Annotated in this window: 21 protein-coding genes; 10 read left to right on the top strand and 11 right to left on the bottom strand. The window is 59.3% G+C overall.

The features are described from left to right. Positions 1-507: 507 nt before the first annotated feature. The 3 genes from JNB71_RS10650 (at position 508) to JNB71_RS10660 (ending at position 4,471) form a co-directional block, all read left to right on the top strand. Positions 508-1,761 carry an O-antigen ligase family protein gene (locus JNB71_RS10650; RefSeq protein WP_220371762.1) on the top strand — a complete coding sequence of 418 codons (1,254 nt, stop codon included), beginning with the start codon at positions 508-510 and terminating at the stop codon, positions 1,759-1,761. Positions 1,762-1,832: 71 nt separating this feature from the next. Next, on the top strand, positions 1,833-2,846 hold the full coding sequence (locus JNB71_RS10655) for an acyltransferase family protein (RefSeq protein WP_220371763.1): 1,014 nt from the start codon (positions 1,833-1,835) through the stop codon (positions 2,844-2,846). 233 nt (positions 2,847-3,079) lie between these two features. Further along, on the top strand, positions 3,080-4,471 hold the full coding sequence (locus JNB71_RS10660; RefSeq protein WP_220371764.1) for a family 16 glycosylhydrolase: 1,392 nt from the start codon (positions 3,080-3,082) through the stop codon (positions 4,469-4,471). Between the two features lie 154 nt (positions 4,472-4,625). Here the strand turns inward: JNB71_RS10660 and JNB71_RS10665 are convergent, their stop codons facing one another. The 9 genes from JNB71_RS10665 to JNB71_RS10705 all read right to left on the bottom strand — a co-directional run bounded on the left by JNB71_RS10665 (position 4,626) and on the right by JNB71_RS10705 (position 16,035). Continuing rightward, positions 4,626-6,962, bottom strand: a complete 2,337-nt coding sequence (locus JNB71_RS10665; RefSeq protein WP_220371765.1) for a polysaccharide biosynthesis tyrosine autokinase — start codon at positions 6,960-6,962, stop codon at positions 4,626-4,628. Positions 6,963-7,069: 107 nt separating this feature from the next. Continuing rightward, positions 7,070-7,975 carry a UTP--glucose-1-phosphate uridylyltransferase gene (locus tag JNB71_RS10670; RefSeq protein ID WP_220371766.1) on the bottom strand — a complete coding sequence of 302 codons (906 nt, stop codon included), beginning with the start codon at positions 7,973-7,975 and terminating at the stop codon, positions 7,070-7,072. Positions 7,976-7,979: 4 nt separating this feature from the next. Then, on the bottom strand, positions 7,980-8,996 hold the full coding sequence (locus JNB71_RS10675) for a glycosyltransferase family 2 protein (protein WP_220371767.1): 1,017 nt from the start codon (positions 8,994-8,996) through the stop codon (positions 7,980-7,982). Then, entirely contained in the window at positions 8,996-9,943 is a 948-nt protein-coding gene (locus tag JNB71_RS10680; protein WP_220371768.1) for a glycosyltransferase, read from the bottom strand. The genes JNB71_RS10675 and JNB71_RS10680 overlap by 1 nt, the downstream gene beginning before the upstream one ends. Beyond that, positions 9,940-10,938 (bottom strand): glycosyltransferase family 2 protein, encoded by a 999-nt coding sequence (locus JNB71_RS10685; RefSeq protein ID WP_220371769.1) that lies wholly within the window; start codon positions 10,936-10,938, stop codon positions 9,940-9,942. Before JNB71_RS10685 ends, JNB71_RS10680 begins: the two co-directional genes overlap by 4 nt. Then, positions 10,935-12,134, bottom strand: coding sequence for a glycosyl transferase family 1 (locus tag JNB71_RS10690; protein ID WP_220371770.1), 1,200 nt, complete (start codon positions 12,132-12,134; stop codon positions 10,935-10,937). Before JNB71_RS10690 ends, JNB71_RS10685 begins: the two co-directional genes overlap by 4 nt. 93 nt (positions 12,135-12,227) lie before the next feature. Continuing rightward, positions 12,228-13,007, bottom strand: coding sequence for a glycoside hydrolase family 16 protein (locus JNB71_RS10695; RefSeq protein WP_220371771.1), 780 nt, complete (start codon positions 13,005-13,007; stop codon positions 12,228-12,230). Next, on the bottom strand, positions 13,004-14,110 hold the full coding sequence (locus JNB71_RS10700) for an acyltransferase family protein (protein WP_220371772.1): 1,107 nt from the start codon (positions 14,108-14,110) through the stop codon (positions 13,004-13,006). Before JNB71_RS10700 ends, JNB71_RS10695 begins: the two co-directional genes overlap by 4 nt. A gap of 440 nt (positions 14,111-14,550) precedes the next feature. Then, complete coding sequence (locus JNB71_RS10705) at positions 14,551-16,035, bottom strand: lipopolysaccharide biosynthesis protein (protein ID WP_220371773.1); 1,485 nt, start codon at positions 16,033-16,035, stop codon at positions 14,551-14,553. Between the two features lie 113 nt (positions 16,036-16,148). Between JNB71_RS10705 and JNB71_RS10710 the strand changes: the two genes are divergently transcribed. Together JNB71_RS10710 and JNB71_RS10715 are read left to right on the top strand one after the other, a co-directional pair. Beyond that, entirely contained in the window at positions 16,149-17,108 is a 960-nt protein-coding gene (locus JNB71_RS10710; RefSeq protein WP_220371774.1) for a glycosyltransferase family 2 protein, read from the top strand. Between the two features lie 104 nt (positions 17,109-17,212). After that, positions 17,213-18,163 carry a polysaccharide pyruvyl transferase family protein gene (locus JNB71_RS10715; protein WP_220371775.1) on the top strand — a complete coding sequence of 317 codons (951 nt, stop codon included), beginning with the start codon at positions 17,213-17,215 and terminating at the stop codon, positions 18,161-18,163. A gap of 40 nt (positions 18,164-18,203) precedes the next feature. Here JNB71_RS10715 and JNB71_RS10720 read toward each other — a convergent pair whose 3' ends face one another. Together JNB71_RS10720 and JNB71_RS24795 are read right to left on the bottom strand one after the other, a co-directional pair. Next, the gene (locus JNB71_RS10720) at positions 18,204-19,217 is read right to left on the bottom strand and encodes a glycosyltransferase family 2 protein (protein ID WP_220371776.1); all 1,014 of its coding nucleotides are present in this window, start codon (positions 19,215-19,217) and stop codon (positions 18,204-18,206) included. Positions 19,218-19,363: 146 nt separating this feature from the next. Continuing rightward, positions 19,364-19,858, bottom strand: coding sequence for an exopolysaccharide production repressor protein (locus JNB71_RS24795; protein WP_431028612.1), 495 nt, complete (start codon positions 19,856-19,858; stop codon positions 19,364-19,366). 626 nt (positions 19,859-20,484) lie between these two features. Here JNB71_RS24795 and JNB71_RS10730 point away from each other — a divergent pair. From JNB71_RS10730 to JNB71_RS10750, 5 genes are all read left to right on the top strand, one after another. After that, positions 20,485-21,165 (top strand): sugar transferase, encoded by a 681-nt coding sequence (locus JNB71_RS10730; RefSeq protein ID WP_220371777.1) that lies wholly within the window; start codon positions 20,485-20,487, stop codon positions 21,163-21,165. Positions 21,166-21,243: 78 nt separating this feature from the next. After that, positions 21,244-22,515 carry a polysaccharide biosynthesis/export family protein gene (locus tag JNB71_RS10735; protein ID WP_220371778.1) on the top strand — a complete coding sequence of 424 codons (1,272 nt, stop codon included), beginning with the start codon at positions 21,244-21,246 and terminating at the stop codon, positions 22,513-22,515. Positions 22,516-22,570: 55 nt separating this feature from the next. Beyond that, the gene (locus tag JNB71_RS10740; protein WP_220371779.1) at positions 22,571-22,861 is read left to right on the top strand and encodes a hypothetical protein; all 291 of its coding nucleotides are present in this window, start codon (positions 22,571-22,573) and stop codon (positions 22,859-22,861) included. A gap of 176 nt (positions 22,862-23,037) precedes the next feature. Next, positions 23,038-24,660, top strand: a complete 1,623-nt coding sequence (locus JNB71_RS10745; protein ID WP_220371780.1) for an ABC-F family ATP-binding cassette domain-containing protein — start codon at positions 23,038-23,040, stop codon at positions 24,658-24,660. 108 nt (positions 24,661-24,768) lie between these two features. Beyond that, positions 24,769-25,236, top strand: coding sequence for an SRPBCC family protein (locus tag JNB71_RS10750; protein ID WP_220371781.1), 468 nt, complete (start codon positions 24,769-24,771; stop codon positions 25,234-25,236). Positions 25,237-25,368 lie beyond the last annotated feature (132 nt).

Raw genomic sequence — 25,368 nt, forward strand, 5'->3', positions numbered from 1 at the left:
GTGCGCTGCAATATAGGTCCAAATGACTTTGATGCAAGCCGGATCGCGGTCTTTGGAAACTACGGTGCCGTGGGCGGCCGCAAGGCTTGGCTGTAGCAGGAGCCCAAACCCCTGATTTCGCGCATTTAAATCGCGTCGACAACACAATCATGACGGATATAGGCGGCAGGGGTGTCCTTCAAATCGCCGCGTTGTCCAATGTCGCACACCCCGAAAAAAAGCCACCGGAGTAGACCGAATTGGAATCAACCGGCATGCGGACGAAATGCGTTTGCATATGAATTGTTGCGACGCACAAGATGCTGCCCTATGCTACGGCAGTGCCAACCTGATACGGCGAGCACTCTGAAATCTGACCAGGCGGCAGTCTCTTACGGCTGTGTGACCAGATGGGTCGAAGACCTGGCCCCCGGGAGCGGGTCTTACTGGCCCACAGGAAACGGGAACAAGGCGGTCCTTACGCCTGTTCCGAAATGCCGTCGTAAGACGCGGTTTCGAGGATCGATCGTGAGAATTGCCAAAGCCAGCCTTGTCAGCCCGGGTGAGAACGGGGCCTATGCCATCGCAGCGGTGGCGTTGTCCCTTTTCGTGTTCGCCTACTCCTCGATTTTCGGCCAGGTTTCGATCCTTCTCTATTATGCTTTGTGGCTGCCACTGGTGCTGGTCGACTACCGGCGCGTCCTTGCCGGTACTGGCCGATACGGATGGATCTGCGCCTTCGCGGTGTTTGCCTGTCTCTCCGTTTTCTGGTCGGCCGCGCCGGCGGTGACGGCGAGAGCGGGGCTGCAATATCTCTCGCACGTCATCTGTGCCCTGATCGCCATGCGGGTCGTCGACATCAGGACGCTTACGCTCGGCATGATCACCGGTATCGGCATTGTTCTGATGTTTTCGCTCCTGTTCGGGGTCTATCATTTCGATCCATTGGATGGCACCTTCAGCTTCGTCGGTGCCTTCGCCTCCAAGAACCAGCTTGGCTTCTATGCCTCCCTCGGCGTTTATTTCGCCTTTGCCTCGTTTCTCATGCTTCGTGAACGGGGATTTTGGCTGGCGCCGGCTGTCGGGGTCGGCCTCATCGCCTGCTATTCGCTTTATGCCTCCCAATCGGCAACGTCCGCACTGACGACGGTCGCCGTGATCGGCATTTGCCTCGGTTTGCAGATGCTGGCGGCGCTTTCACCGCAGACGCGCAAGACGTTTTTCCTCGCCGTGATCGTCCTTGGTGTGATCGCCGTGGTTGGTGCCGTTTATGGCGGCGCGGTGGACAGCGTGCTTGGCATATTCGGCAAGGATTCGACGCTGACTGGCCGGACCTATCTCTGGCAGCAGGGCATCGAGGCAGCCGCAGCATCTCCGTTGATCGGGGTAGGCTATCAGGCCTATTGGGTGCAGGGCTTCTCGGAAGCCGAACGCCTCTGGGAGGAGTTCTATATCGGATCCCGCAGCGGCTTCCACTTTCACAATACCTTCATCGAAACGATTGTGGAGACGGGCGCCGTCGGCCTGTTTTTGTTATGCTCCGTGCTTTTGATCACGCTCTGCGGTCACCTGAAGCGGTTGCTTTCGCAAGCGCTGGCAACGGAATCGTCAGTGCTTTTCGGCGTCGCCGTCCTGCTTCTCATGCGTGCGTTCGTCGAGGTGGATATCCTGAACCCCTATCACGTCGGGTCCTTCCTGCTTTATTTTTCAGCCGGGCGGCTCACGGTGAGCGCTCCCCGTTCGTCGTTCTCGCAGCCTTATCTGCAGGCGCATGTTCGTTGAAGGTGCACAGCTTCGTGGCCGGAGGCTTGTTCCGGCAAACCATGGACACAGACAGGCGCAGGAGAGGTGCGATGAAGACGATTTATGGGATCCAGTATCTTCGCGCCTTTGCCGCGCTTGCCGTCGTTCTCTTCCATGCCGCCGAGAAAACCGGCCATCATTTTGCGATCGGTGCCGCCGGGGTTGATGTCTTCTTCGTCATCAGCGGTTTCATCATGTGGGTGATCAGCGATCGGCGGGCATTGACGCCGGCCGGCTTTCTCTACGAGCGCGTCCGCCGCATTGCTCCGATTTACTGGCTGGCGACAATGGTGATGGTCGCAGGCGGCATTCTCGGCCTTTTTCCCAATCTCGTGCTGACTACGCAGCATATCGCCGCATCCCTGCTCTTCGTTCCCGTGCGCTCGCCCAGCACAGGCGAAATCTGGCCGGTGCTGGTGCAAGGCTGGACCCTGAACTTCGAAATGTTCTTCTACGTGATCTTTGCGCTCTCGCTCTTTCTCGAACGCAGGTGGCGCCTCACGGTCGTTGCCGCTGTCTTCGCGGCGCTTGTGCTCTCGGGCCTGGTCGTGCGTGTGCAGAACCCGATATTCGTCACCTATACGCGGCCGATCATGCTGGAATTCATCGCCGGCATGTTCATCGGGCAGGCGTGGTTGAAGGGAAGGGTGCTTGGGCCGCATGCCGGAATGTTTCTTATGGTCATGGCAATTGGAGGCTTTCTCGCACTCCAGGTCTTCGGACTTTCCTTCAACGAGTTCAACTGCGGCCCGCTTGCGGTGGCGCTCGTCGCGGGAGCCCTCTTCCTCGAGGCCGCCGGTTGGGTCGGCCGCTGGCGGGTGTTCACCTTTTTCGGCGACGCCTCCTACTCGATATATATCTGGCATACGTTCGCGATCTCGCTGATCGCAAAGCTTGGCGGATCCGTGGGCCTCGATCCCGTGATCACATTTGTTGTTGCGGTTGTGGGTGGCACCGCCTCGGGCTCATGCGCCTACCTCTTGCTCGAACGCCCGCTTGCCAAGCTCTTCAAGTCTCCGAAGCCCAAGTCGTGGCCCCATCAAGTTCCGGCGGAGGAGACCTGATGCGGCATTTGGATGCATACCAAATAGGCACAGTTGTCTCATGAACAAGCGCCTGATCCAAAACGGGATTGATTACCGAGCTGTTAACGCCCATGCGTGGTTTCCCGCCGAAAGGCGTCATTTGGGCCTCAATGTGCTGCGTCGCAATAGTTCCTGCGCCGCGGCGATGTTAGCCTTGCTCGCGTGCACCAGGCTTGGCTGGTGGACCCGGGCAACTTTCATGGAGACAGCCGATGCGCAAAAGCGTTCTGAATGCCCTCGGGCAACCCCTGTTCTACAGCGATAGCTCCACCGCGTTTTTTTCAGCGACTGGCTCCGGCCCGATCCTCTATGGAACTGCCGGGCATGATTCCATGTGGGGCGACAGCTCCGTCAACGTGACCATGATCGGCGGCACGGGCGACGACATCTACTACCTTTATTCGTCGATCAACCGTGCCCAGGAGGCTGCCAACCAGGGCATAGACACGATCAGTACCTGGATGAGCTACACCTTGCCGGAGAACTTCGAAAACCTGACGGTCACCGGCAATCTGCGCTATGCGTTCGGCAATTCGGCCGACAACATCATCAAGGGCGCATCCGGGCGGCAGACGCTGGACGGCCTCGGTGGCAATGATGTGCTGACCGGTGGGACCGGTGCCGACACCTTCATCTTTACCAAGGGCAATGGCAGCGACCTGATCACCGATCTCGGCACGGACGACATCGTCCGGCTGAAGAACTACTCGCTCACGTCCTTCGACCAGCTTCTCGACAGCATAACGCAGGAAGGCGCCAATCTCAGGCTCGATCTCGGGGGCGGGGAAAGCCTGGTCTTCGCCAACAAGTCAATCGGCGATCTCCATGCCGGCCAATTCGAACTGAGCCTTGATCGCTCCGCTCTCACCCAGAGCTTTGGCGACGATTTCAACACGCTCCAACTCTACGATGGCACGACCGGGGTCTGGGAAGCGAAATACTGGTGGGCGCCGGAAAAAGGCGCTACGTTGCCTGGAAATGGCGAACTTCAGTGGTACATCAATCCATCCTACGCCCCGACCGCTAGCGCCAACCCCTTTTCCATCAACAACGGCGTTCTGACGATTACGGCCAAAAAGACGCCGGACTCGATCAGTGCCGAGGTCAATGGCTATGACTACACTTCCGGCATGCTGACGACGCACGCGTCCTTTGCCCAGACCTACGGCTACTTCGAAATGCGTGCCGACATGCCCGACGACCAGGGCGCTTGGCCGGCCTTCTGGCTGCTCCCCGAAGACGGGTCCTGGCCGCCGGAGCTCGATGTCGTGGAAATGCGCGGACAGGATCCGAACACGGTGCATGTCACCGTGCATTCGAACGAGACGGGGAAACAGACCTCCGTCACGAGCCCTGTCAGCGTCGCCAGCACCGAAGGGTTTCACACCTACGGCGTGTTGTGGCAGGAAGACGAGATTGTCTGGTACTTCGATGACGTCGCCGTTGCGCGCGCCGATACGCCATCAGACATGCACGAGCCGATGTACATGCTCGTCAACCTGGCCGTCGGCGGCACAGCCGGCACGCCTGACGAGGATTTCGCCGATGGTTCTCAGATGAAGATCGACTACATTCGCGCCTACACACTTGACGATCTGGCGTAGTCCCAGCCAACTCGAAGACCGCCGCGGCGCCTGTCTTGACAGGCTGCTGTGCGGTTATTCCCCGCGGCCCAAACCGCTCGCCCACTGGTAGCCATCTTCAGGCTCGAGCCAGCCTGAAGGAGACACGTTGTAGTAACCGACGTGACCGCAGAGATCACCGGGCCGGCTTCAACGGCTGTTCGATGTAATATTTCTCGTAGTTCTTGCGATATTTCTCGGCCGCACCGAAATCGCTGTATTTGCCGAGCTCATCCATGTCGGTCTTGTTCAGCATCACGCCGAGGATCTTGGCGTTGAACGGCGGATCGGATTGCAGCACGTCCCTGACCAGCCGGGACGGGGTCTTGCCCCATTCAATGACCATCAGAAAGCCGTCGGCAAAGGGCGAAAAGGCCTTGGCGTCGATGACCGGTGCCAGGGGCGCGAGATCGACGATGATATAGTCGAAGGCCTTGCGTGCATTGGCGATAAGCGACTCCATGCCCGGTGAGGCCAGCAGTTCGTTGGTGTGATAAAGTTGTTCGCGCGGGGCAACCGGCAGGATCGCCAGCCGCGTCTGCGGATCGACCCGCAGACCTGCCGTCCACTCGCTCTCGCCAAGCACGGCTTCCAGCAGGCCTGTCTTCGGCGCCGGGGAAATCATCCGGCTGATTGCCGGGTTCCTGAGGTCCGCGTCGATCAACAGCGTTCGTTTGCCGCTGGCTGCAAGCAGCCCGGCAAAGTTCGCGGCAATCGTCGATTTTCCTTCGCCCGGCAAGGCCGAGACAATGCCGATTACGCGGTTCGGCCGGCCCTGCAGCATGACATCGCTGGCAAGTTTGGCATTACGCAGCGTTTCGGCAAAGGCCGAGCGTGGGGATTCGATGGCAATCCGGGTCATGCGCGTCAGGGGAATTTCGGTTTCCGGCTCGGGTTTGGAGATGTCCTCCTTCGCAAGGCGGCTGCGCGTCTTGTCCCAAAGGCTGGCGGTCTTCTTCCCGATCAGCGGCAGATAACCGAGAGACTTGTGTCCGAGGATTGAGCGGACTTCTTCCTCCAGGCGGAAAAAACGCTCGCGGAATTCCTGGACGCCTGCAATTGCGGCACCGATCATGAAGCCGAGGACGATGGAAAGCGCAAGAACCATCGTCTTCTTCGGGCTGGACGGCGCCGTGGGAACGCCGGCTTCCGAGATGACGCGGGCTTTGGCGATGGGGAAGGAACGCTGCTGCGCGGCTTCCTCGTAGCGGCCGAGATAGGATTCATAAAGCGTCTTGAGTGCCGTCGCCCGCTGTTCCAGTTCGCGAAGGTTGACCAGCGACCTGTTGGCTTCCGAGTTGTTGCCGACGACACCTTCGATGCTTTGGCGCAGCGACGCCTCGCGGGACTTCGCCACTTCGAATTCGTTACGGTAGCTTGCGGTAATCTGCTCCAGTTCCCGGAAGATCTGGCCGGCAAGCCCCGCCTTTTCGGTCCGGAGGCTTACAGCCTGAGGATGATCGGCGCCGAAGTTCTGGGTAACGGCCTGCTCGCGCTTGGTGACGGCCAGATAGCGGGTCCGCAAATCCTGGATGACCGTGTTGTCGGTCTCCTTGGAAGAAATCGTTGCATTGTTGACGGCATTGTCGGGACCCTGATCGACAATCGACTTGAACTGATTGTAGCGGGCAGACGCGCTTGCGGTGTCTGCCTGCGCAACGATCAGCTGGCTGTTGAGGTCGGAAAGCTGCTGTTCCGACATCAATTCACCCCGTGCCGAGGTCAGGCCATGTTCGGTCTTGAATTTTTCCGCTTCCAGCGAGGCTGCCTGGGCGCGCTGGCGAAGGTCGGTGAGGCGCTCCTGCAGCCAGACCGAGGCGCGTTCGGTGGCATCGAAGTTGGCGTTCAGCTGATCGGTCAGGTAAGCGTTCGCATAAGCCCTGGTGATTCTTGCGGCGAGCTGCGGGTCGGTCGATCTAAAGGAGAGCGCGACGACCGAGCTTCGAGCCACCCGCTCGACCGTTATCGCCTGCTGGATATAGGCGGCGGCGGTCTCGCGTTTGCTGTTGCGCACCGCGGCTTCGGAAATCTCGGGTGTGCCGTCGAAGATACCGATCATGGATCTGATTGTCGATTTCAGCATCGATATCAGCGATTGCGGCGGGTTGAGAATGGTTTCGTTTTCCCAAAGCTTCTCCGCATCGGCTACGCGCAGGGCAAGTTCGCCCGATTTCAGAATTTCGACGGCGCTGGAGATCTGCGTGTCGGCCTGCTGCGTGCTCTGCGGCGAAGGCGCTTCTTCCGCATATTTGGACAGGTTGTCGTCGAGCAGGATCTGCGTCTGCGACGTGTAGACCGGTGTCGCCGTCAGGAGGTAGAGCGCCCCGAGCAGAAAGCACACGATAACGCAAACGGCCACGACCCTTGACCGCCGTGCCGCAATCGCGGTCAGCCGGTTCAAATCGATGAACGCATCGGCATCATCGCTTCGCAGCGATGGAACAGTGTTCAACGGTAGGGGTCTTTGGTTCATGAGCCGCTTTGTCTCCGGATGCTTTTCTTCATATCTCACCCCTAAATCACGTCAGGGGTGAGACCAGATTCTCCATCGGCGCTAAGCGCCGGAAAATAGACGCTTTTTTATGCCGCCTGAATCGCCTGTTGGTGCGAAAGCACCATCTCGCGAACGGATTCAAACACGAGATTGCCGATGTCGGCACGCGCCAGCGCAAAGGCGACGTTGGCCTCGATGAAGCCCTGCTTGGAGCCGCAATCGAAAGTCCGGCCTTCGTAAGGATGGGCGTGGAAGGGCTGGGTGACCGAAAGACGCAGCATGCCGTCCGTCAACTGGATCTCGTTGCCGGCGCCGCGCTGCTGGTGCGCGAGGATGGAGAAGATTTCCGGCTGAAGGATGTAACGGCCGTTCAGGTAGTAGGTCGACGGCGCCTCCGACACACGCGGCTTTTCGACCATCTGCGTGACTTCGAACCCATGCCGGGTCTTTGCGCCCATGCCGACAATGCCGTATTTCGAGGTTTCCTCGGGCGCGCATTCCTCGACGGCGACGACATTGCCGCCGACCTCGTTGTAGAGATCCATAAGGCCGGCCATACAGCCGCGTGCGCCATAGGAGATCATGTCGGGCAAAAGCAGAGCGAAAGGTTCGTCGCCGATCAGGTCGCGGGCGCACCACACAGCATGGCCAAGACCAAGCGGTGCCTGCTGGCGTGTGAAGCTGACCGAGCCTGCGGTAGGCAGCATGCGCGCGAGTTCGGAAATCTGCGCATCCTTGCCCGATCGGGTCAGCGATGAAATCAGCTCGGGCACATCGTCAAAGTGATCCTCGATCGCCTGCTTGTTTCGGCCCGTCACGAAAACAATGTGCTCGATGCCTGCCTGCATCGCTTCTTCGACCGCATATTGCACAACGGGCCGGTCGACGATGGTCAGCATTTCCTTCGGCATCGCCTTGGTTGCAGGCAGAAACCGCGTGCCGTTCCCGGCGACGGGAATAACGGCTTTGCGAACGGATTTGACAGGAGCCATGGAACTATCCTTTGCTTTTGTGCGGGGTGTTGCCCGGGGTGGTTCTATTCATCGTCTTCGGCGAAATGCCCAAGCGGCGAATTGCATTGAGCGGCGCCATCAGGCGCCGCAATCTGACGGCGATCGGCATTCGCAGATGGCGAATGGCTGCCGGATTCCGCCACGCGGTTCTCACCGCGCCGGAAAGGGACCGGGCCTTGATCTGATCGACCAGGATGATGAACGACCGTGCGTCTTCGATGCTGCGGTGACGCCGCGTCTGGGCGGCCATCGATGCCTCGTCCAGCCGATGGGTTTTCAGAAACGCGGCATCGGCAGCCAGCATCGCGTCCACCTGGTGCAGTTTCAGCACCCGGGAGATGGAGCCGGTTCTGATGTAATAGGTATAGCCGGCGCTCGGCTCGACGGCGCAGCGGCCGCCCTTGGCAAGCGCTGACGCCAGGAGCAGATAGTCCTCGCCGATCGGCAAGGTCTCGTCGAAGCGCAAGGCGTGCTGTTCCAGGAAGCGGCGCTCGAAGATCGGCTTCATGTAGCCATAATTGTGCTCGGACTGAAACAGCACGTTCGATCCGATGAAGGCCGGAAGCGTCAGCGTCCCTAGTTTGGAAAGCTCGGCCTCCTCAAACATCCTCTTCGTTTCCCCGTCGAGCGTAATGACATCGAGATTGTCGACGACGATCTGCGCGTCGGCACGCTTTGCCCGCGCGATCATCCGCGCCGTGCGGCCGGGGGAAATTGCATCGTCGGAATCGAGGATCACGATCCAGTCTCCGCGTGCGGCCTCAAGCCCGGCATTGCGCGCGCCGCCAGGCCCGCGGTTCTGCTCGAGCCGGATCAGCCGCACGCGCGGATCGGTGTAGGCATCGACGATCTCGGCCGTGTCGTCCGGCGAGCAATCATCGATGACGATGACTTCGACGCTGACGCCGGTTTGGGCCAGCGCGCTGTCGATGGCACGTTCGATCGTATCGCGCGACTTGAACGCAGCCAGAATGAATGACGCTTGCGGATGATGTTCCATCAGGACGAACTGACCTCCGCGACGCCGTATTGCTCGATTTCCCGCACGCCGAGGAGCCCGGTGACAACGCCGGCATGCAGCGAGGCGCGCAGGATATATTGGTTCCGGCGAACCGGAGAGAAGAGGAAGAACGCGCCGGTGAGCCCACAGTAACCGCTCTTGGCTGCGGCAAGGGCTAATTGGCGCAACTTGCCCGCCAGTCCGGATCCCGCCTCGATCAGGCGGCCATGCGTCTGGCCGAAGCGGAATTTCCGCTTGGCGAGCCACGAAAAGGCCGCCCGCTTGGCCGGCACCGGCTCCTGAACCCAGGCCGCCGGCGCGTAGGCGATCTTGCCGCCCATCCGGTGCATCTGCGTGAAGAACTCCGTGTCCTCGCCGCCGCTGCGGCCGAGAGCGAGGCTGAAGCGGCGTCCTGCGAGTGATGGCGCTGCGAGACGCAGGAGTGCGTTACAGGTGTAACCGGTGATGATCCGGTCGCCGACCCAGACCGGAAAGGTCGAATGGAAATCGCCCCGGCGCATCCAGCGCGGCGCGTCCTCTCCGTAAATGGCCTGCACGGGTCCGAGGACCACATCCGCCTGGGTTGCTTCCGCCGTTTCCATCAGCCGGATGATCCAGTCTTCGCTGGCCGTCTCATCGTCGTCGATGAAGGCGAGGAAATCGCCAGCGGCATTGTCGAGGCAGGCATTGCGGGCAATCGAGATGTTAGAGGATGGGCAGTGCACATAGACGATCTCGTGCGGAACCACGGCGCGCAGGGCGTTCACCCGCCCTTGCGCGCTTGGGACATCGTCATTGTCAGCCACGATGATGCGAATTTCCGCACCCTCGGGCACTGCGATCGCAGCCAGCGACCGCAGGGTCTGCTCAAGCTCCTCCCGCCGATAGGTGCATACACCGATATCGATGCGGGTAGGGGGCCCTTTCCGGTCCATCTGTAATGTCATGAGGCGATCCGTCTGTTGCGGATGTCGAGAAGCTCACGCCAGAAGCCGGCCGACCAGGCGAAATGCATCACCATGGCGGAAACGGCAGCGAGCGGCCCATAGGGATTTTTCTGACCCAGCGCCATCCAGGCGCCATAGCCAAGGCAAGCGACGGCCCACAGAGCGAAGGGAATGGCAGCGGCCCAATTGATCACGGCAAGCAGGGCGCCGGCGGCGACCGGCACGACGGCAAGCGGCAGCATCTGACGGATGCTCGGCATGGCGCGATGCTTGAGAAAGTTCTTGGCTCGGCCGCGGCCGTAACCGAAATACTGGCGGAACAGCGTCCCGGCCGTGCTGCGCGGATAGTAGATCATGCTCGTCTTGTCGGTCATCCAGATTCGATATCCAGCCTTGTGCAGGCGGTAGTCGAATTCCGCGTCCTCATTATGGCTGAACATTTCGTCATACCCACCGACCGCCTGAAAGGCTGAAATTCGCATCAGCGCATGATGCCCGTGATCCGCCCAGTGACCGGCCGCGCCGGTGCGGTGTTTCGAGCCGCCATTGCCGAGCTTGGAGTTCTGCGCAAAGGCGGTGGCTTTCTGGAACGTGCTGATGCCCACCGTCTTCATGGCGACCACCACGGAATCGGCGCCGGTCGTGATCGCCTCGTCCATCAGGCGCTGGCAATAATCCGCCGGATACTCGCCGTGCGCATCGATGCGGATCATGTAGTCGTAATTCGCACCCAGCGTCGCGACCGCGAGGTTGACGGCGGCGCTTTGGATTTTCTTCGGGTTGTCGAGCAGCATGACCTTCGGGTTGACGTCCGCGATCCGCTGGACGATGTCGCGGGTGCCGTCGGTGCTGCCACCATCGACCACGACAAGATCGGCGCCGAGGTCCTGCATGGCGCCTGCGAGCTTGGCGATCAGAGCTTCGATGTACTTGGCCTCGTTGAGGCAGGGGATAACGATCAGGCTACGGCCATGGTTCAAATTGTGGGCATTCATAGCAGTCCACCCTTATTGCTTTGCGTTTGGGAAGGCTCTTGCATCAATGCGGGATGGGCGTCGTTGGCGCGCAGGGCAGAGAGCCGGCTGACGAGCCGCTGGCAGTCAGCCTTGTTGAAAACCCAGCTCTCGGAGCCGGCGCTGGCAACGCGGTCAAATTCCATGAGGTACCGCGCTGGGCCCATGTCTGCCAGGAGGTGGGCAAGCGCGGCGTTTTCGGCACGATCCAGCAGCAGGCCGATGTGTTTTGCCGAGAGGAAACGGGCCGTCTCGGTGCCGCGCATGGCGATCGGGACGGCACCATGCCGGCATCCCTCATAGAGCCGGTTCGGCAAAAGCCAGCTGGAATTCAGACCTTCTTCGAAGAAGTCGATACCCCAGGAGAAATGGACCTCATGGTAGATGTCGGCGAGATCCTCGGGGTTTTTATAGGAGCCGTGAAACGTCATGAAGGGTTCGTTTTTCACGAAGCCATCGAAATCGTCGAACTCGGAATAGGCCGGCCGGCCGCGGAGCACGATCTCGAACTTTCCGTTCATGGCGCGGGAGAATTCCGCGAGAAGCTTGAGCGATTTCTGACAGCGCAAGGCGCCGAACCAGCCGATTTTCCAGGGAGCGCCGGGCTCCGGCGGCCGGGGCAGGGGAGGTCTTTCTGCCGCGCCGTCACCCAGATCGATGACCTTGTTTTCCAGAAGCAGCGTCGGGGCTTTCAGTTGCGAAATCGGCCGGAAGTAATTCTCGATGAAGGCCGGCGAACTGGTTACCAGCAGGCTGACATTACGCCCGAGATACTGTTCGGCCGCGCGTAGCGTGCGCCCCGCGAAGTCCTTGCGCAGCAGGAGGCGGTGAATGTCCAGGCATTCGTAGACGATCGGAATGTTGCCGCCGAAAATCGCATTCGCCCTGTTCGCAAGCGCAAGCATTTCGAGATTGCGGGCGATAATGATGCCGGGCCTGCCCATCCCGCGGAGCTCGCCGCCAAGGACCATCACGGCTTTGGCCACTGCGGCGATGCGCTGGGCAAACTTGCCGTCCTTGGTAATGCCAAGCTCGATGACGCCGGCGGCAGAAGGCGTGTCCGCGCCGCGCCGGAACCCCGCCACTGTCACCCTGGCGCCACCAGCTTCAAGCGTCAGCGTCCTGCGCCTGATCGCGGGATCCGCCACATCATGTGCCAGGTACAATACGTCCAGCATGAAAACTTCCTGTTTTCCGCTCAGCCTGTGCCGAGTCTAGTTCAGTTTTTTGTGCGTCGCAACATGCATGTTGCAAACGCTAACAAGCCTCAATCAAAGCTTGCAGGTGATGGATTCCGGAAACTGGCATTTGTCACCAGGCGCGGTGAAGGCGAAGCGGTCGATCTGCATCGTCGCCGGTCCGTGGTAGTCGAACTTGCCCATCCAGTCGCTCAAGGTGTCGGTGCCCCAGAGGCTGAAGAAGATCTTCTGGGCGTTGACGGGGATTTTCGCGGGGTCGGTAACATCCTGCACCAGCGCCCCGTTGACGTAATAGCGTAGGCGGTCCCTTTCCCAGACAAAGGCGTAGTCGTTGAACGCAGCATTCGCGCCACCCTCGACATCGACCAGTTTCTCGTTGCCGCCCTTGGCTGAAATATACTGGTTGACCTGCACCTTGCCGGTATCCTTGCCGAGGACTTCGAAGTCGATTTCGTCATGTGGCTTCTTGTCGGTCGGCCCGATATAGGTGAAGAAGGCGGAGTTCAGGCCGGAACCTTCAGCCGTCTTGATACGTGCCTCGTAGGTGCCGTAGCCGAAACGCTTCAGGGTCTGGATCTCGCCGCAGGCATAATCCCGCTTGCCGGCCTTGCGCTGTTCGAAGGTGAGTTCGAGCACGCCGTTTTGAACCGCCACCTGTTTCTTCGACCAGGTGCAGTTCTGGTGGGCCCCGTTGTCCCAGCCGTCGGAAATGTACCAGATCTTTCGATTGATCTTGTCGAAATTCTCGACAAAGGACGTCCCGATATTCGCCTCTTGCGCAAGGGTGGCCACGGGAAGGCCGGCGAGAAGAACGGCAAGGGTGGCCAGTGTTTTCCGGATCGGTTTTGTCATCGTGTTTCCTCTGCGGAATGGGTTTTGGACCAGCTCTTCTGGTTCGCGCCGCTTGGCGTTGCGCTCTTCGGTGCCGAGCCGCGCCGGCTCGTGCGGCTGCCGGTCAAAACGGCGTGCAGCCGTGGCGTCATGTGCTTGGCCGCTTTGTGCGATGCGATGAGAATGAGAAGGGCAAGAATCGGTGTCGAAAAATAGAAGAGCGGGTAACGCTCCGGCTCCGCCGCCCTGTTCCAGAACATCCAGGCGGCGACCAGCAGCGGGTAGTGAGCGCAGAAGATCCAGAAACTGAGGCCTTCCGTCCGGGAAAGCCGCATTCCGAGATGTGAACGCACCAGGATGGCCGAAATTGCCCAGGAGCCAACAATGCCGCAAATCGCCGTCAGGTTACGCAGGATGTCGATCAGGGCGGGGAAATCCGGGCCGGTCCAATAGAGCGCGGTCGCCAGCAGCACGGTAGCCGTCAGAAACACCACGGTTATTTTCTCCGCATACGGGTCGAGCATCCGGACATCGATCTTGTGGAGGCTTGCATAGATGCCGCAGCTGAAGCCGAATAGGATCGATTTCTTCAGGAAAATGCCGTTGGGGAGCGGGAAGACGGCATAGATGAAAAAAAATGTCAGGGTCGCCAGCGGGTATCGCATGATCAACAGCCCGAGAACCGGCGCAAGCAGGATGCACAGAAGCAGGTCGCGCAGAAAATAGAGTGGCACGTTGATCGGCGGCGCTTCACTGGCAAAGGCAAGGGTCGCCAACTCGCGGGGCGTCGTATTGACCGCGTCCGGCAGATAGCCGAAACCGATGCCCTGTCCCTGTGCAATATAGACGAATGCCAGAAAGGCGAGGTTCCAGATCAGGAACGGCAAGAGAACCGTCCGCGCCTTGGAGCGGATCGTCTTGCCATAGTCGAAGCCATCAAGCCCGCGACGGAACAGGAGATAACCGGAAATCGCGCTCAGGCACGGAACGCCGACCCGGAAAATGCTGTCCCCGAAAAAAACACGGATCCAATCGGCGAAGCCATTGGCACCGAGAAACGGGCTTGTCTGCGGATCATAAGGGACGTGTACGAAGACGATCCCCGAGATGAGCAAGATGCGCATCAGATTGATCCGCGATGAAATGTTCGCGTCGATAACCAAGAAGACATCCCTGTTGGGCCGCTCCCCCCAAAGCGACTGTTTCAACCAGAGCAGACTTGAACCTGCATCATGAAGGATAGGGCAGTGCCCGCGAAAAAATATGGCGTCGCAGCAGAAAAAAGGCCAACGATGCTGCACTGCACGCGGGTGAGCGGCGAAATAGGATGGCCGCTTGAGGCCTGTCCAGCGCCTCCGCGTTTTTAAAAATGACCTAGCCACAGCGGTTTGAAGAACGTGCGAATATTCCAATATAGGTTCGCTGGGCCGCTTTTTTTGTGGGGAAAATTTTATTCAAAAATACGCGTTTCTGCACGTCAAGGTTTATGAAATCGCTTTGCTCGGTCCGGCTGTGTCTCGAAATAAGGCGTTAATACAACCAGAAGGAGGCTGATCTTCAAGGTTCACGCGCGGGTATTTTCCCCCTCGCTTCTGTGACGCCTGTTCTTGACCAGTTGATAGATCTTTGCGAGTAGCGGGCGCTCTGAGAGAACCACCAAGATGGCGTAGATACCGCCCCCGATCGCTGCGCCAACAACGATCTGCAGCACTGGATTTGGCATGAGAGGCCCGAAAGTATCGAGCAGGTAGCGAACGAGGAGTGCCATAACCAGCGCCATCAACATCGGGCGGCTGCTGACGTACAGTCCTTTGATAAAGGGTGTGCCGTCCGCACGAAAGACCGCCCAGGAATAGGCCACCAGCGTTACGGCATTGACGATGCAAAGCCAGATCATCGCGTCGATCAGCGTGCCGGTGCTTGCGCCATAGACGACAGCCGCGCATGTCACGATCGCGCGGATGACGGCAGACCAGAAGAGCGCGCGGCCGTGCCCGACGCCCTTCAAGTAGGGAATGAAGGTGCTGCAGGGTGTCAAAATGCCTTTGGAAAGCGCAAGCAGTCCCAGCACCGGCCAGGCATAAGCCCACTGCTGGCCGAAGAGGACGCGCATCGAAGGTTCCGCAAGCGCCCATAGGCCGAACATCATCGGGGCGAGCAATACGGCGGTTACCTGGGTGCTGAACATCAGCGCCTGCGACCGGCGCTGCTTGTCATCCATCATGCCGCTGAAGGCAGGGAAAAGAACGCCCATGACGGCCGAAAGCACGACCTGGTTCGGAATGCTGGCAAAGCGGTTCGCGGCGGAGTAGGCGCCGGCATCGGCAAGGCCCAGGTACCGCGAAATGATCACCATCGGCGACTGGAAGGTGATGAAGTTGGCGATTTCCGAGCCCATCATGCCGAGGCTGAAACGGCTCAATCCGACGACCCGGTGGGAGTGGAATACGAAGCGCGGCATATAGTGCGAGACAGCATAAAGGCCGCAAAGGCGCACGAAGGCGGACACGAAAAGCTGCGCGATCAGGGCAAAGACGCCCCAGCCGAGAAGCGCCAGCGCAACCGCCACGACGGCGCCAAGTGATTCGGAAACCATGCTCCAGAAGGCATCCTTGCTGAAGTTCATGCGCCGGGCTAGCAGCGAGTAGGCAACATCCCCGCCGAGTTGCAGCGGGATGAGAAAACTCATGATTCTCAAGAGATAAGCGGCGTCGGGCGCGCCGAGCAGGGTGGCAAAGGAATCCGCGTAGACATAAAGTCCGAGCGCCATGAGGCAGGAAATCGCCAGGTTCGCCCAGAAGACCGAATGAACCGTTTCCATTTCCTCTTCCCGCTGGATGACCAAAGCCGAGGTCAGCCCCGCGCCGCCGATCATCGCCAGAAACTGGACAACGGTAAGCGCCACGGCAACGGCACCGAACTCCTGCGGCGTGAGGATACGGGCAAGAATCGGCACAGTGACAAACTTAAGCCCGAATGTGCTTGTCTTGGATAAGATGCTCCAACCCACATTGCTTGTGACGGATTTGACGTTGACTGTGGGGGGCATGGCGTAAATCCTATGTGTCGATGGAGGGCCAAGGCAGAGAAGAGGCGCCGAGGTGGCGCAGCCTGAGGGAGGAAACCAGCAACATCTTCTAGACAAACCGCAAGGACGAAAAGATGGCGAAATTTACGGTTATCATTCCCTACTATCAGAAACAGGCTGGAATTCTGCAGCGGGCGCTGGAGTCGGTATTCGCGCAGAGCTACCAGGATTTCGATATCATCATCGTCGATGATCAGTCTCCGTTCCCGATCGAAATGGAACTTGACAAGCTGCCGCACGAGCAGCGCCTGCGCATCAAGGTGATCAAGCAACCGAACGCCGGGCCGGGCGGCGCGCGCAACACGGGCCTCGACAACGTGTCCGCGCAAACGGATTTTGTCGCCTTTCTCGATTCCGACGACCTCTGGATTAAGGATCACCTCAAGAACGCCTACGACGCCATGACCCGCTTCGGATCGGATTGCTACTGGGCTTCGATCACCGGCGGTGACGCTTTCTACTATCATTTCGGCGTAGCGGAGCTGCAGAAGAGCGAGCCCGTAGTCCGGCTTTCGGAGAGCCCGCTGGTTCTTGAGGTTCCCGAATTTCCCAAGGTCATGCTCCGGGATTGGAGTTTCCTGCACCTGTCCTGCATGGTGATCGGGCGAAAACTGTTCGAGGCTCTGCGCTTCGAAGCGAAGCTTCGCTTGGCGGCGGAAGACGTGCTGTTCTTTTGCGACTGCGCGATCGCCGCCGAGCGCGTGATCCTCTGCAACGACCCGGGGGCGGTGCGGGGAGAGGGCGTCAATATCTTCCACAGCATCGACAGTGATTCTCCGGAGTTTCTTTCGCAGCAATTCAACACCTGGGTTGCGCTCGATACGTTGGAAGGGCGCTTTGCGCGCAAAACAGAGGAAGCCGCTTCCATCCACACCTACAAGCACACAGCACGGAAACAGGCTCTCTGGAGCCAGGCGCGTCTGGTCAAGCGGCGAAGGATGCCGCAGTTCAACCTCCTTGCGCGTTGGGTCTGGCGAGATCCGAGAATATTGCAAAGCGCGCTCCAGCTTGCCGCCGGCAAATTATCACGTTAACCTTCGCACCTGCAGCATTTTTTTGCAGTGCACATCAATATCCGCGACTGCACGAGGCGGATCGCGTACTTTCAAGTCCCTTGGCAATGCACACAGGAGAAGTCATGGACCCTTACTACTGGGAATCGGAGCACGGAAATTTCGGCGACGACCTCAATCTGTGGCTTTGGGACTTTTTGATCCCGGGCTTTCGCGACGTTCATCATGAAACCCTTCTCGTCGGCGTCGGCACGGTCCTCAACCGCGTGCTTCTGCCGGAGGGCCGGCACAAGCTGGTACTGGGAAGTGGCTTCGGCTACGGTACCCTGCCGGACATGAGCGACAGCCGCGAATGGGACATCCGCTGCGTGCGCGGCCCCCTTACGGCGCAGAAGGTCGGCGTCGATCCAAAACTAGGCATCATCGACCCGGCTGTCATGGTCGCCGAAATGCCGGAATTCAAGAATCTGCCGAAGAAGAACAGGAAGAGCTTCGTTCCCCATTGGGAATCGGCTGCTGCCGGCATATGGCCTATTATCTGCGGAACCGTCGGCCTGCATTACATCGATCCGCGCGGCGACGCCAAGGAGGTCATCCGCGAGATCGCCCAGTCGGAATTGATCATCGCCGAATCAATGCACGGCGCCATTCTCGCCGACGCGTTCCGCGTGCCGTGGGTCGCTGTCACGACCTCGAACAGCATCAACAGCTTCAAATGGAACGACTGGGCTCAGACTGTCGGCGTTACCTATCGCCCGCGTCATGTTCCCGTGTCGACCCGGGCCGAGGCGATTGCCAAGGGCGCGCGTTTCTGGGGTATCGGCTTCGACGCGCGGCAGCCGGCGCTGGAGGATCCGAACAAGCGGCAGATCGACGACAGCGCGATGGTTGCCGTGCGCGATCCGAAACAGACCTCCTTGCGGGTTGCCGCAAAGCAGTTGCTCGCCGCACCTTCGGCGCTGTCGCTGTGGCAGGCGGCGCGCGCCACGCCGCAACTGAGTAGCGATCATGTTCTGGCTGAGCGCAAGGAGCGCTTTCTGGACGTCATCGAGAGCGTGCGCCGCGCCTATTTATGAGGCGCACCCCGGCACGGGTTCCGCCGCCATCATTGCGGCATCATACGGCCGTTGATGGCGGCTGCAGGAGATAGCGGAGCGCCCCGGAGCCGCCGAGCGCCACCGGCGCGGCTTGAGGCTGGCGGCGAAAACGCTCGGTCTTGTCGGCAAGGATGCCGCCAGCGATCGCCGGAATGGCGGATGGCTTGCCCAGTGCGTAGAGCAGGGCGGCGTTCGGGCCGGACTGGCGCTTGATATCGAGGAACTCCCGAAGCTCGTATCGCCCGCGAATATGGCGCTCGTGCCGGCCGATCAGTGCTCTCGCCTGGTCGGAGAGACCGGTTTGCGACAGGATGGCCCTGTCGGCTTCGTAGAGCCGTTTCAAATCGATCGTGCGGTGGCTGCTGCTCAGTGAATCGCCGCGAACGACCGCGCCGTAGCCGCAGGTGTGAATGATCTTGTAGCGCGCACCCTTCGTCAGTGCGCGGGCATAGAGGTCGTAGTCCTCGCCCAGCCGCAGGTTTTCCTGATAACGAAGCTGGTGCGCATCCAGAAAATCGCGCCGCATCAGGGGTTTCAGAAATCCGATCTCGCCGCGTCGCACACCACGTTTCGAAATATTGCCCTCGATGAATTCGCTGAGGTCAAGGTCACGGGGTGCGGCCGGAAAGGCTTCAAGAGCAAGATGCGCACTCGACGCCTTTTCCTCGTCTACAAAGGCAATGTTGTCGGCGACGAAGTCCCAGTCCGTCTGGGACAGAAGGTTTTTCAGCCGACCGGCAAAGAAAAAATCATCGGCATCGAGGATTGCCAGCACCGGCGCCTTCGAAAGTGAGATGGCGTGATTGCGGGCTGCTGCCGGGCCTCTGTTCACGTCGAAGCTTGTGACGGTCAAGCGGCCGGTGCCGTCATCGGCTTGCCGCGAAACATCCGCCGTGCCGTCGCTCGAACCGTCATCGACGACCATAACCTCTGCGGCTTCAGGTTCCGCCAGCGCTGACGTGATAGCCCGCCCGATCGTCTCGGCCGCATTCTTCGCGGCAATGATGACGCAGACATCGGCATTCGGTTTCATGAAATTCTTCCTCTATCGCTGTCACACCGAAACTAGGCCGGCTGTAGACAGGCGACAAGGCACGATGTTGCGCTTGCGAACACCTTGTTGCCTTCGCCGCACTGCGGGAAGCAACAGGAAGCAGGAAATTGGGCGTTTTATGGGCTTCAGGAGTTGAAGTGACGCGGATTGTGCGGAACGCGAAGGGCTTTGGGTTCTTTGTCCTCGCCGGCCACTGCGGAAGCTGCAGATTGTCCTTGCATCATCTTCCGGCGATTTTTGCCTTCTTTTATCACAAGTGCCAGGACAGTAACGAAATATCCGGCCTGCAACAGCACTGCGCAGGCCATTGTTTGCCAGGCGGTAGTCCAGAGCGAGCCAGTCAGCAAGAAAGTCCCAATGGCAAAAACGACCAAGGCTCCCAGCATGCTGACAAAAACACGTGGTGCAAACATCAGGACACCCTCAAGGCTACGTCTTGATTTGCGCACATCATGGAAAAAACCACCTTTTCCTCTTAGGCAATTATTAACATATCGAACGTGGCCTGCAGATTCAACCGGTGCCGGGACACCAGGAACATCTTGAGCAGCACCATTTACCGCATCAAATCTTAGCCCGCATTTAAATTCATCTGTCGATTGCGCGATAACCGCAAACATTTTTGGTGGCGTCAACAGGAAGAGATGCCGTTCGACTGGCTAACTTTAGCGACTCGACAGGCCGATCTGCAAATCTGGGCAGGAAACAGGATTTTGCCATATTTCCGCCCGGCTCCTCCACCTCCTCACTCGCGCAGATTGATTTTGGTTTTTCCATATATCTTAGAATTGTACAAAACCAGCTTTATCGGTCAACTTTTGTTACAAAATTAGCAGTTTTTAATAAAAATCTGTGCAGTGCAAGATAATGCTGCGATGCAAAAAAATTGTTAAAAAAAATGAATAAATTGTGTATTATTTGCATTAATCAAGATCCTGTAAATATAGATGAAACCGTTTAAATCGCTTTAATAAAGACTAAAACCCAAAGAATTCTCTAACGATTTTCCTTGTATATTTATATATTATTATTATTTACTTTTTAATATAAAGTTCGCTGGGCGACTATGCGTAGTAATAATAGGTTTTTCACATTTAAGCTTCGGCCACGACCTGCTTCGGCGGCAAATGCGGCATGAAATCTGCCTTTAAAAAACAAAATCTGCCTCTACACTCTCTTACGTAATTGATGCCATGCGCCCCAAGGGGACCCGACCAATCGCCAAACGCAAATGGAGTTAACTCCCATGAAGTCTGCGACTCGATCGGCAAGTTCGCCGTATTTTACGACCATCGAAGCCGGGGGACACCGGCCGATAGGGGGAATATCAAAGAGGGGGTTCGACATCGTTGCTGCGTCTCTGGCGCTGATCGTCTTTAGTCCGATTTTTCTGCTTCTGATGGCTCTGGTGAAGTTTTCAGATGGCGGTAGCATCTTCTATGGACACCGCCGCGTTGGTCACAATGGCCGCTACTTCAAGTGCCTCAAGTTTCGCACTATGGCGCCGGATGCAGACAGGATCCTGCAGGATCATCTGCGCAAAAATCCCAAGGCCTATGAGGAATGGCAGGCGACTCGCAAACTGCAGGATGATCCGCGCGTCACGGTCGTGGGCAGCGTTCTGCGCAAACTGAGCCTCGACGAGCTTCCGCAGCTCCTCAACATCATCCGCGGCGACATGAGTGTCGTCGGCCCGCGTCCCGTCGTGGAAGACGAACTGGAGCTCTATGAATCGTCCGCAGTCTACTATCTGAAGTCACGCCCCGGCCTGACCGGACTGTGGCAGGTCAGCGGCAGAAACGATGTTTCCTATGCTGCGCGGATCGCCTTCGATACCCACTATGTCACCAACTGGTCGCTGATCAGAGATGTCGTGATCGTCGCAAAGACAATTCCTGCTGTCTGCCTGTCCCGGGGCAGCTACTGATCTCAGTCTTCAGCATGTGAATAGGCCGCTTCCGCCGTCACGCCGGGATCGGCTTTGGCAATTAAGTGAGGGATTTTTATGAAAAGAAGTCTGGTAGGACTTCCTGCCCTTGGCAAGCGGGCCGCCGATGCGGCGCGCCTTTCCGCGCTCGCGCTGGCAATCAGCGTTTCGGGCATCCAGCTCGCCCTTGCAGACGATTATGCGCTCGGCGCCATGGATAAGTTGAGGATCCGCGTGGCGGAATGGCAGACCGCCGAAGGAACCGTCAGGGATTGGTCGGCCATCAGCGGCGAATATACCGTTGGCGCGTCGGGCGGCATTTCCCTGCCGTTCCTCGGCACCCTGCCTGCGTCCGGAAAAACGACGTCCGAAATTGCCGAAGAGGTCGGGCTCAAGCTTCAAAAGCTGTTCGGGTTGCCGGACCGTCCGTCGGCCTCAGTGGAACTGGCCCAGTACCGGCCGATCTATCTGGCCGGCGAGGTGCAGACACCGGGGGAATATCCCTATGCGCCCGAAATGACGGTGCTGAAGGCGGTGAGCCTTGGCGGCGGACTGCGCAGGGCCGAAAACGGCCAGCGTTTTGCGCGTGATTTCATAACGGCCCGGGGCGAATCGTCCGTGCAGATCGCCGAACGAAACAGGCTTCTCATCCGGCGCGCGCGGCTACAGGCGGAAATCGCCGAAAAGGCCGACATCGTCGTCCCGCCGGAACTGAAAGGTGTTGCCGATGCTGCAGGTCTCATCGAGAGCGAAAAGGCCCTGATGATATCGCGCGACAAACGCCTGAAGCTCCAACTGACGCAGCTTGCGGAGCTGAAGTCCCTGCTGCAGAAGGAAATCGAATCACTCGGCAAGAAGTCCGCCACCCAGACCCGGCAGCTGGAGCTGGTCATGGAGGACAAGGACAAGGTCGATACACTGGCGGAAAAGGGGCTGGCGCTGAGCCAGCGCAAGCTCACGGTTGAACAAAGGGCCGCGGAACTGCAGGCGGCCCTGCTCGACATCGACACGGCATCGTTGAAGGCCAAGCAGGACGTCAGCAAGGCAAGCCAGGACGAAACCAATCTGCGAAACGATTGGGATGCCCAGCTCGCCCAGGAACTGCAGAACACCGAATCGGAACTGGATACGCTGGACCTGAAACTCGTGACCAGCCGCGATCTCATGACCGAAGCCCTTCTGCAGTCGGCTGATGCGGCCCAGACACCGCAGGCAGGGACGGCTGCCAGCATCGCCTATTCCATCGTTCGGCAGAAGGATGGAAAGTCGACCAAGATATCGGCGGACGAAGGTACCCTGGTGCTGCCGGGAGACGTTGTGAAGGTCGAGCCCGTGGCCGTTACACAATGATGGGTTACGCAATCGTGCAGCCAGAGAAAACGGATTGACCGCACCGAGGCTCGCCATGACTGAGACACCAGCGCGAAAGAACGGGCCAGATCCGAATGCCGATGCCGACGCGACGGAGGCGGAGAAAAATCGCAAGCTGACGGAGTATTTGCGAGCGAATGCGATCAGGATCACGGCAGATGCGAATGTGACCAAACCGGCCCGCCAGTCCGCAGGTCCCGGCCGGCGACCACCGGCAAGGGCGCCTGGCATGGCATTCGCCCGGATTGTCGGCCTGGCGGCGCTCGTTGTTCTGATGGCCCTTGCCTCAATCCATGCCTATTTCTACGAAAAAGAGGCGCGGTAAACGATTTCCACAATCCCTGGTCATTTTGGCCCTGTTAGCCCTGACCTTACAGCGCGTCAAACATAACGCGCAAAGGGCGGTCCGCGGCGATACTGCCATTTACGATGCCGAAGATTTGCGATACGCCGCGCGGCACATGTCCCAAGGGCACTGCAACGTTTGGACCTCGCACACACATGATCCGTATCGACAATATCAGCAAGCAGAACAGCCATCGTCTGCTCTTCATCGAGGCCTCGGCGGCGCTCAACAGGGGTGAGAAGATCGGCCTCGTCGGCCCGAACGGCGCCGGCAAGACCACACTTTTCCGGATGATCACAGGTGAGGAGCAACCCGATGAGGGGCAGGTGTCCGTCGATAAGGGCATGACCATCGGCTATTTCAACCAGGATGTGGGTGAGATGGCGGGGCACAGCGCCGTCTCCGAAGTCATGAACGGCGCCGGCCCGGTGAGCGACGTTGCCGCTGAACTGCACGAGCTCGAGGCGGCGATGTCGGACCCCGACCGAGCTGACGAGATGGACGCGATCATCGAACGCTATGGCGAGGTTCAGGCGCGCTACGAGGAACTGGACGGCTATGCGCTGGAAGGCCGTGCGCGCGAAGTTCTGGCAGGTCTGAGTTTCAGCCAGGAGATGATGGACGGCGACGTCGGCAAGCTGTCGGGCGGCTGGAAGATGCGCGTGGCGCTCGCCCGCATTCTGCTGATGCGGCCCGATGCCATGCTGCTCGACGAGCCGAGCAACCACCTGGATCTCGAAAGCCTCATCTGGCTGGAGGAATTCCTGAAGGGCTACGAGGGCGCGCTGCTGATGACCTCGCACGATCGCGAGTTCATGAACCGCATCGTCACCAAGATCATCGAGATCGACGGCGGCTCCCTGACGACCTATTCGGGTGATTATGCCTTCTACGAGCAGCAGCGGGCGCAGAACGAAAAACACCAGCAGGCCCAGTTCGAACGCCAGCAGGCGATGCTCGCCAAGGAAATCAAGTTCATCGAGCGGTTCAAGGCGCGCGCCTCGCACGCTGCCCAGGTGCAGAGCCGTGTGAAGAAGCTGGACAAGATCGAGCGGGTGGAGCCGCCCAGGCGCCGCCAGGCTGTCGCTTTCGAATTCCAGCCGGCGCCGCGCTCGGGCGAGGACGTCATCAACCTGAAGAACGTGCACAAGAGCTACGGCAGCCGCAGCATCTATGAAGGGCTGGACTTCATGGTGCGCCGCCGCGAGCGCTGGTGCATCATGGGCATCAACGGCGCGGGCAAGTCCACGCTCCTGAAGCTGGTGGCAGGCTCGACCGAGCCGGATCAGGGCAGCGTCGCCCTGGGGGCAAGCGTCAAAATGGGCTATTTCGCGCAGCACGCGATGGATATTCTGGACGGCGAGCGCACCGTCTTCCAGTCGCTGGAAGACGCGTTCCCAAAGGCGGGGCAGGGACCATTGCGCGCTCTGGCGGGCTGTTTCGGCTTTTCCGGCGACGATGTGGAGAAGCGGTGCCGGGTGCTGTCCGGCGGCGAGAAGGCGCGTCTTGTCATGGCGATCATGCTGTTTGACCCGCCGAACCTGCTGGTGCTCGACGAGCCCACCAACCACCTCGACCTCGACACCAAGGAAATGCTGATAAAGGCACTGTCGGAGTACGAGGGTACCATGCTGTTCGTTTCGCACGACCGGCATTTCCTGGCCGCACTCTCCAATCGGGTGCTGGAACTGACGCCCGAAGGCATCCACCAATATGGCGGCGGCTACACGGAATATGTTGCCCGCACGGGCCGGGAGGCACCCGGCTTGCGCAGTTGAGCGGCTGGCACCCAGCTGATATTTTCATGCGCCGCTCGTGCATAATGTCGCAAGCGCCTCTGTGTGCTTGCCCCGGGTTTATTAGACCAGCTTGAAGTCGGATGTGCGATGTCGTCGACCGGGTTTCATCTTGTGACGGAGTGGATCCTCGATTCATCGGTTGAGGATGTCTGGCGGGTGCTGAATGCGCCCGAGGCCTGGCCTGACTGGTGGCCGTGCGTGAAACAGGTCGACGTTTTGCGCGAGGGCGATGAGGCAGGCATCGGTTCCGTCCTCCGGCTGAGGTGGTCCACCGCGCTGCCGTACGAGCTGACTTTCGAGATGCAGACGGTCAGGGTGGAACCGTTTTCCACGATCGAAGGCCAAGCCACCGGCCAGCTCGAGGGCATCGGCCGGTGGACCCTACGCCCCGAAGGCTCCAAATGCCACGTGCGCTACGATTGGATCGTCAACGTCACCAAGCCCTGGATGGTAATCTTTTCCTTGATCCTTAAGCCGATCTTCCGCTGGAACCATAACATCGTCATGGAGCGCGGTCGGCGCGGTCTCGTGCGTCATCTTGCCCGCAAGACCTGAAAGTCGTCTTGCCTATCGGCCGAAAGGTCGTGGTTTGGCGAGCGCATTTCCGACGAGAACGGAATCGCCTTCAATGTTCTGTCTCTACGCTTTTTACGCATTTCCGGACGCAAAACCGCTGCACACCCTTTG

The sequence above is a fragment of the Rhizobium herbae genome, from assembly GCF_019511375.1.
GTDB lineage: Bacteria > Pseudomonadota > Alphaproteobacteria > Rhizobiales > Rhizobiaceae > Pararhizobium > Pararhizobium herbae_A.